The following is a 7,980-nucleotide window of genomic DNA, read 5'->3' as shown; positions in this document are numbered from 1 at the left end:
AACCCAGTAGCTAAAGCTTTCTGTCTTTTCCCGTTTTGTACATAAATTTTAGTATCTAATTGAGTTTTACCATCAACTTTAAATACCGCATAAACACTCAAATCTTTAGCGCCTTTTACGCCACCCAAATAGCGATTAACCGAGGATGGATCTACAAGAATTGTCGCATAATACTCACCGTTTGTTAAACTTTCGTACTTAACAGCTTTTTGAGTTTTCTTATACTTGCCATCTCTCGCCTTAAACAAGCCTTTCCATGAAATACTAACTTTATCTAACCAAGTGCCATCATCTAAAGCGTTAGGTTTTTTTGAGACTCCCTCAACTTTAAATCGCACAGTAATAGCCGTCCATTCACCTGAACTGGGCGACGAACTCTTGACAATATTATTGACTGTAATTGGCGGTGCCAACTTATTATTCACGTCAACTTTCAAAATTTTAATTACAGAAGGACCACTTTGCGCAACCACACTGGAGGAGGCTCCAAAGATTAACGCCAACACTAAAAACGAAGCGATTTTTTTCATAGATTTTCCTTATTGAATCCTTTAATTTTTCAAAAAAATAATAACACATCAGTAAAAAAGCTAGTTTGTGTTAACAAGGAGTCAAGTACTTAAAGCGCCTGCGAACGCCATTGAGATACGTTTTTTACCTTAGATTCTCGTGTTCCCAGCACCCCGTCGTCAATTCCGCTTTTTATAGCATCCGGCAAAACCACTCTCGCAGAAACCACATTCGCATTCATTTCTTGCAACTTAGCCTTCATCTCTTGCTGTCTTGCTTTCGCATCAGCTTTTTGCGCCTCGGCTCGTGACTCAGCAACTTTTTTATCGGCTTCAGACTGAATTGAATCCAACTTAGCCTTGAGATTATCCAAAACTTTTATCCCTGAGACATCTACTGAAACCAAGGTGAAGTACGTCCCCTCTAAAGCGTTAGATTCTTTCTGTAAATGCTCAACCAATATGGAAGGATTATTCAAAACATCCTTATGTGACTCTGCTGCACCAACTGCCCCCAACACTTTCTCCTGAACCCTAGCTTCAACTGTTAAAACCCCAGCCCCTCCGATCAAGCTTTTTAAGTCCGATCGCACAGTTAACTTCACACTTATACCTAAACGTATTCCATCTTTTGCTACCGTCACAATATAACCGGGCTGTTTATTACTTGGGCAATTAATCACAACGGGGTGAACATAACTATCCACTGCAGAAACCACATCTCTACCTGCTAAGTCAAGCTTACATAATTGCTCGAAATCCATATCTATAGAAGATTTCAAAGCAGATACTGAAGCATCCACCACTGACAAAACATCACCTCCACACAAGGCGTGACTTTCGATTCTAGTATATTCTATACTGACCCCAGCGCGTAATAGAGTGATATATGCATCAACCAATTTATCTGGGTTCAACCCACGCAAACGCGAAAAAACGATATTGACAAAACTTAAGTCAATACCGTTCGATTTCACCTTAACGTAGGCACCTACGTTAATTAACACTAAAAAAACTAGTAAAAGTAATACTAAAATTCCTAATGTTAAAATTATATACATATTACACAGTGCGGTAATTAGGTGCGTCTTTTACCATTTGGATATCATGTGGATGCGCTTCTCGCAAACCTGACGGGGTCACGCGGTATAAAATACCTTTTTGTTGCAATTCAGGAACTGTTTTAGCTCCACAGTATCCTAAAGAAAATTTCAAACTTCCAGCAAATTGATGCAATACACTTCCTGCAGTACCTCTATAAGGCACACGTCCCTCAACACCTTGAGGAATTAGCTGGCTGGAATCCTCCACATCACCTTGTGAGTAACGTTCACGACTACCTTTTCCACTTTTCATGGCTTCCAAGCTACCCATACCTCTGTAAACAACGAAGCGACGACCTTGCATCATAATCTTTTCACCAGGACTTTCTTCAGTCGCTGCGAGCAAACCACCCATCATCACGCTACTTGCACCTGAAGTAATCGCCTTTGGGACATCTCCAGACTGCTTAATACCACCATCTGCAATGATCGGCACATCTGAAGGAACTGCTCTTGAAGCTTCATAAACTGCTGTGATCTGAGGAACACCAACACCACAAACAACACGAGTTGTACATATAGAACCCGGACCAATACCTACTTTCACCGCATCGGCACCTGCATCGGCAAGAGCTTTTGCACCAACAGCTGTCCCTACATTACCCGCAATAACATCAACCGAACTACCCATACCAGCCTTCAGTTCTTTAACTGTCTCAATCACACCTTTTGAGTGCCCGTGAGCTGTATCAATAACAATAGCATCCACACCCGCGTTAATCAGAGCTTCTGCTCTACCAAAATCATATGGGCTAATTGCGGCGGCACAACGCAGCTGGTACTTTGAATCCAAGTTTTCAAGTTTAGATGTACCCGTAATTAAGGCATTCACATCATGAAAACTATAAAGACCTGCCAAAGAACCATTCTCACACAAAAGCGGTAATTTACCTATCTTTTTATCAATCATGATTTTGTACGCGTCTTCTAAAGTAGTCCCTTCATTAGCAGTCAGAATCGAACTCGTCATTACATCTTTAAGCTTCAAACGACTATCGTTACAAAACTTCAAGTCCTTAGCAGTTAAGATGCCCGCGACTCGACCGTTAGCATCGACAATTGGAAAACCCGAAAAAGGAAGGCGCTTCTCATCTTTATAATTTAAGAGCTCTTCAACTGTTTGCGACTCCTGAAAACTCACGGGGTCTTGAATCAAACCATTAGAGTGCAATTTAACTTTTTTTACAGCTTCCGCGTGAAGAGCAATATCCATATTTTTATGTATGACACCGATGCCACCAAGCCGCGCTATTGCAATTGCCATCGACGGGCCAGTAACGGTATCCATAGCAGCACTCACGAAGGGGATATTTAAACCAATATTTCTACTGAATTTTGATTTAATACTGGTTTCTTCTGGAAGAAAATCTGCATACTGTGTGACCAATGTCACATCATCGAAAGTCAAACCCTGCAATTTTGTCGATTGCATGAGCTCGTCAACTTTTTCATTTACTATCATTATTTTTGGACCTTCAATTTAAAAAATTATCTACTATAGGTCTGCCAAAAATACATGAGCATTCAAATGATACAAGTCCTTAATATCTCAGTTTAAAAAAAACGTATTTTACTGACACGTTCTTAAGGTTTTATATATTTGAATACTATCAATCTAACCCTATACTTCACTCATACACAATTAGGAGCAAAACAATTTTGAGGACTACATGATTTCCATTGAGCAACAACGCGCTATCTGTGAGCTACACCACGAATCCCCCCACAACTATCTCGGACTTCACAAACTCGATGAGAAATGGATTATCAGAAACTACGAGCCATTTGCAGAAAAACTTAGCATTTCTATCGCAGGCAAGACTCATAAAGCTACTCGACATGACGATGGTTTTTTTACCACTACAATCAAATCAGCTCCTAAAAAACCATATAAAGTTAACGTCCATTATTCTGTCGATAATCAATCATCAAAATACGACCCCTACGCCTTCCTCCCAACACTTGGAGACTTAGATGTCCATTTAATGCACGAGGGCACTCACTTAGAGCTCTACAAAGTACTGGGAAGCCAAGCAACAACATCTAACTCAATCCCTGGCATCAGCTTCAAAGTTTGGGCCCCTGACGCTAGAGGTGTCTCTTTAATCGGTAACTTCAACGGCTGGAACCGTGCTATAAACCCCATGAGAAAACTCATCGGCAGCAACGGAATCTGGGAGATTTTCATGCCTGAGATGGCTCAAGGCGAATACTATAAATTTGCAATAAAAACTCAAAGCAACGAGATACTGGAAAAACAAGACCCCCTTGGAAAATTTTGTGAACTGAGACCAGGAACTGCAAGTGTTGTTTGGGATAACAGCCAAATAAGCTGGTCCGATGACCAATGGCTCGCACAAAGAGAAAAAACTGATCCCATGAACGCACCTCTCAGCATTTACGAAATTCATATCGGATCATGGAACCACCCTGAACTTAAAAAAGACGGCGAGTTTGCTAACTATCGCGACATAGCCCACACCCTCGGCAAATACATCTCCGAAATGGGTTACACTCATATTGAACTTTTACCTATAACCGAATTTCCATATGACCCTTCATGGGGCTATCAAGCCACTGGGTATTTCGCTCCGAGCTCTCGTTTTGGAACCCCGGCCGACTTTGCCTATTTCGTCAACCACTTACACAAACTCAACATTGGCGTATTAATTGACTGGGTACCAGCTCACTTCCCAACTGACCGACACGCCCTGGGTCAATTCGACGGCAGCTCACTTTACGAGCATGACAATCCCGACGAAGGATATCACCCTGACTGGAACACCTTCATCTTCAACTTTGGAAGAAATGAAGTCGCTAACTTCTTAATTTCATCCGCACTTTACTGGCTCAAGGAATTCCACATCGATGGCTTAAGAGTTGATGCTGTAGCCTCCATGCTTTATCGAGATTACTCACGTAACGAAGGCGAATGGCGTCCAAACAAAGATGGCGGCAGAGAAAACTACGAAGCCATTGAATTCCTAAAACAGCTTAATACACTAGCCCACGAACATTGTCCTGGATCGATGGTCATTGCTGAAGAATCCACCGCTTTTCCAAAAGTGTCTCGCCCTATTTACGATGGTGGCCTAGGATTCACAATGAAATGGAATATGGGCTGGATGCACGACACCTTAACTTATTTTTCAACAGAACCCATCCACAGAAAATACCACCAAAACCAACTCACTTTTTCTCTGGTTTATGCTTTTAACGAAAACTTTGTACTACCCCTAAGCCATGACGAAGTCGTGCATGGTAAAGGCTCGTTAATCCAAAAAATGCCTGGCGACACTTGGCAGAAATTTGCGAACCTCAGGTGTCTCTACGCCTACATGTATGCTCACCCAGGCAAGAAAATATTTTTCATGGGTTGCGAAATCGCTCAATGGCATGAATGGAGCGAATCTAAGAACCTTGACTGGGCAACCCTAAACAACGGCAATCACCTAGGCATTCAAAAATTCAGCAAAAAACTCAACGAGATTTACAAGCACGAAAACTGCTTATGGGAAATAGATTTTAGTCACGATGGTTTTGAATGGATCGATGCACAAGATAGCGAACAAAGCGTCCTATCGTTCATGAGAAAAAATTCAAACAATGAACAAGTCTTATGCATTATGAATTTAACACCGGTTCCACGAGACAACTACACCATAGGAGTACCCTCCGCAGGTCGATATAAAGTATTACTTAACTCAGACGACACTGAGTTCGGCGGAAGTAATTACTCGCCTACCGAAGTTTATCAATCCTCTCCACAAGTAGCACACAACAAAAGTCATAGCATAACAGCTAACTTACCTCCACTCTCAGTCCTTTATCTAAAAATGAGTGATTAATGCTTTTAAAAACCTGGCATATTTTTAGGGGAGTCTTTTCTTTAGCAGGAATGACTCTTTGTATTCTTATTCTGATCTTAGAAATCAAAGGTTTACCTAAAAATTTAATCCTAGGTCTAAGGCAAGAACTTGACTCACCCCACCTGAACTTCTCTATAGACGAAGTTCATGTGGGGCCCATTAGCGGAATCAAAATCAACAACATTTCTGTAAAAGACGACTCCCAAGAAAAAGCCATTTATCAAGCAGAAAAGATACAAGTCTCATTTAATCTAGCGGACCTGTCTCAAGGCTTATTTACACCAGAGTCATTGCAAGTAAGAAACGCAAATTTCAACTTAAAACTTAAACATGGCAACGAAGAAGAGTACCTACTCGTCAACCAAGTCAACCTCAACGCCAAGCTACTCGATCATAAAACTCTTAAAATCAACTACTTTGAGTGCAACACTCAAAACCTAAATCTTCAAATACAAGGCGAACTCACCAATTGGGTGCAAACTGAAAAGAAAGACGAAGCTTCCACCAAACTCCTATCAGCAACCGAATTAAACAAGCTCATTCCAGACCACATCAAAGAGGCTATCATCAACGTAAATGATGTAGCTCAACTCCTTAACATCACCGAAAAAACGTCGGTCAAAATCAATTTTTTTGTCGATGTATTACAACCCGAAAAGAGTACCGCTCAAATAGACCTCTCCCTTCCGGAATTTCTTTACTTAGGCTCACTAGTCAAAAGTACAAAGATCCGTTTACAATTAAAAAAAGACGCACTCACTATCCCCCAGTTTGAGATCAACGCCGACAATAACGAGACCCTCTCAGGCCACATAGAATACGAACTTAAAAGCAAAAAACTCTCCGCACAACTAAAGGGCCAAGTCTTCCCTTTTAAGTACCTGAAGATCTTTGCACCTAAACTCATCAAGCATGTAGATTTTGTTAAGTTCAACGAAACTCCACCCAGCTTCAACCTCTATATCAACAACCCAAATATAGACGACTATAAACAATGGGAAGCTCAGGGAACCATAAAAGCATCCAACTTCCAAGTCCAAGGTTTATACGTCGACCTCGTGGAAGGCCCCATAAAATTTAAAAACCTCAACTTCCAGTCAGAGACCCTTAAACTAGCGGGGCCTCAAATCAACGGTAAAGTCCAAGTACGTTATAATTTCTTAAACAGCAAAGTATCACTCTATGCAGACGCCTCCGGCGACCCGCGCCATATAAGCCATTTTATATTCAGTGACAGCGGACGTAGAAACTATTTAAATGTTTGGGAAAGATTTTCTTGGGGCCGCACGGCCATTCCTACCTGGTCTGGGTATTTCGACTATCGCTATGACCCCATCAGAAACGAAGACCTCATGACTTTTGACGGAGAATTCAAAGCAGACGGCGCCTCCATTAATGGCGTTAACACACAAAAACTATCTGCAAAAGTTTACATGCAGTTCCCCGAACAAATACTCGTACACAACATCCAAGTTGATACGACCGATACTCATGCACGAGGCCACCTGGGATTTAAAAATGTAACAAATGACTGCACAATCGATTATCAATTCTATTCAACCATATCAATCCCTCAAACCCTAAGAATTGCCAATGGTGAATGGAAAGGCCTCCTCGACTCACTCGGCTTACCCAACAATAGCTACGCACGTTTAACCGGACACCTCAACCTAGACGAGGCTCTAAACGCAAGAAGCGAAGCCTACATTGAACTTCCTGAATTCACCTTTAATAACCTTAAAATCGAATCTCCAAAAATCACTTTTAATATGCGCGATAAAAAAATCATGATCGCATCAAGAAAAGCTGATTTCTATTCAGGCAACATGCACTTCGTTTACCAAGATAACCTTGAACTCAATCAACAAGCCTTAAAAATAAATGCAACTAACATCGACCTTGCCGGACTCATATCAGAATTGCAAAAAGACTCACTAACCACAGCAGCGGGACGAGTCAACTTCGGTGCAGACATTGCACTAAAAAGTAAAAATGGTGAAATCCAAAGCATTCTCGGCGAGGGTTTTGTTCATATTTACGATGGCTTATTCTTAGAGATCCCCTTCCTTTCTACCTTCTTCAATCGCCTAGAATCAATCCTCCCTTTTGTTTCTGCCGCCAAAGTAAAAGAAATGTCTGCTCAACTTAAATTTTTCGATCAACAGGTCAACATTGAAAACTTCTTCAGTGACGGAAAACTCATAGCCCTCTCCGGAGAAGGCTGGTTTGACTGGAGACAAACAATGTATCTTTTTAATATAAACACACACTACCTCAAAGGCATACTCACACTACCAAAACCGCTAAATGTTGATATCTTAAAGGGACTATTCAGCCCACTTTCCGTATTAGTAAAAGCCGAAGTCCGAGGAGACAAAAATGGCTATGAATGGACGATAAACAGTATGGATAACTTTAAAAAATCAATCAACGGAACCCCATCTCGGTTCTTCAATATCTTTAAATCAGATGATGAGAGATAAAAAAAAGTGAGTTATT

The 7,980-nt window shown here is 41.1% G+C and carries 5 protein-coding genes; 2 read left to right on the top strand and 3 right to left on the bottom strand.

Annotated elements, in window-relative coordinates:
- The 3 genes from LNTAR_RS22385 to guaB form a co-directional block, all read right to left on the bottom strand.
- Window positions 1-530: hypothetical protein (locus tag LNTAR_RS22385; RefSeq protein WP_007281053.1), on the bottom strand; the 530-nt coding region annotated here is incomplete at its 3' end.
- Window positions 531-619: 89 nt separating this feature from the next.
- Window positions 620-1,570 carry a flotillin-like FloA family protein gene (locus tag LNTAR_RS22380; RefSeq protein WP_007281052.1) on the bottom strand — a complete coding sequence of 317 codons (951 nt, stop codon included), beginning with the start codon at window positions 1,568-1,570 and terminating at the stop codon, window positions 620-622.
- Window position 1,571: 1 nt separating this feature from the next.
- Window positions 1,572-3,074, bottom strand: coding sequence for an IMP dehydrogenase (gene guaB / locus LNTAR_RS22375; protein WP_007281051.1), 1,503 nt, complete (start codon window positions 3,072-3,074; stop codon window positions 1,572-1,574).
- Window positions 3,075-3,282: 208 nt separating this feature from the next.
- Here guaB and glgB point away from each other — a divergent pair, with 208 nt between their 5' ends.
- Window positions 3,283-5,460 (top strand): 1,4-alpha-glucan branching protein GlgB, encoded by a 2,178-nt coding sequence (glgB, locus tag LNTAR_RS22370; protein WP_007281050.1) that lies wholly within the window; start codon window positions 3,283-3,285, stop codon window positions 5,458-5,460.
- Entirely contained in the window at window positions 5,460-7,964 is a 2,505-nt protein-coding gene (locus LNTAR_RS22365) for a translocation/assembly module TamB domain-containing protein (protein WP_007281049.1), read from the top strand. Before glgB ends, LNTAR_RS22365 begins: the two co-directional genes overlap by 1 nt.
- Window positions 7,965-7,980 lie beyond the last annotated feature (16 nt).

Origin of the sequence: Lentisphaera araneosa HTCC2155 (assembly GCF_000170755.1) — a bacterium.
GTDB lineage: Bacteria > Verrucomicrobiota > Lentisphaeria > Lentisphaerales > Lentisphaeraceae > Lentisphaera > Lentisphaera araneosa.
This window is presented reverse-complemented; position numbering and strand designations above follow the sequence as displayed.